At 27.0% G+C, this 1,053-nt stretch carries 1 protein-coding gene and 1 pseudogene; both read right to left on the minus strand.

What is annotated here, in order from left to right:
* Window positions 1-360 (minus strand): annotated as a pseudogene (locus AJ889_RS08615) (motility associated factor glycosyltransferase family protein); the annotation flags it as partial.
* Between the two features lie 9 nt (window positions 361-369).
* Window positions 370-1,053, minus strand: a 684-nt coding sequence (locus tag AJ889_RS09820; RefSeq protein ID WP_261661008.1) for a DUF2920 family protein, incomplete at its 5' end; no start/stop codon positions are given.

Here is a 1,053-nt window from a genome sequence, read left to right on the forward strand (position 1 = left end):
CTCCTCACTCAAATCTATCACACTTAAAGCCAAGATAAAAAGTTCGATTTCACTTTCAAATATAAAAAGATGTTTATAGTGTTTGGATAAATTTTTAATAAGTAAAGCATTGCCTATACCATAAATACATGCAAAAGGATATCTATGAGTTTTTTCTAAAATACTTTGATAGAAAAAATTTATTTCTTCTTCTAAATTTTCATACATAAAAACATTATGAGTTTTATCATAGATATTTAAATTTTCATCTATATTAAAACGAGAGCAAGTTTTATTTTGTATGAAATTTAAAAGTTTATTTCCTAAGGGTTCATTTACCCCACTTAATAAAGCTTGTATGTTTTTTTCTAGTATGGTCATTGGGTTTCCTTAAAATTTATCTATTTTTAGTGATATTTTGTCATCTTTTTCGCTAAATTGATACAACAAATCTTCACAAGGATAAGAGATACATTTTTCTTTACAATCTTTTTTTGGATTTTGTTTTATTTTTTCTAGCATTAAAGGAAATTCTTTAGAAATCAAAGTTTTCATAGACATTCCCATACCGTGTTCTAAACTTTTGATAAATTTGCCATCAATTTGATCTGGATTTTTTATCATATAAAGCTCTGTGTCAAATCCAAATTGTTTTAAATATTTATAAAGTTCTAATTTTTCATCAGGTGGAGCTATTTCTTTATCATAAAAAGAATGATAGCTTGTATAATATGGTTTTGGATAGCTACTCTGAATTTCAAGATGCTTTGGTTCTAAGATATATCTTATCATTCTTCTTGGCACTGAAAAAAAATTATTTAAACTAGAATTACTTGTCCAAAAAGTTTTATCAGAGCAATAAGTAAAAATATGTTTAAAAAAATTAGCTGTTCCAAAACAATAATATCTCATAAAATCAATTTCTTTTCCAAATCCTACAAGACGCCAAAGAAATTTAGCATAACTTGAGTTATCTATAACTCCATCTATAAGCCAAGGCGCAATCTTAGCTGCTAAATGTGCCAAATACCCACCATGAGAACTACCTATCATAATAACTGGTATACCCCCCCC

It is taken from the genome of Campylobacter sp. BCW_6468 (assembly GCF_001762865.1).
In the GTDB taxonomy this organism is placed as follows: Bacteria; Campylobacterota; Campylobacteria; order Campylobacterales; family Campylobacteraceae; genus Campylobacter_D; species Campylobacter_D jejuni.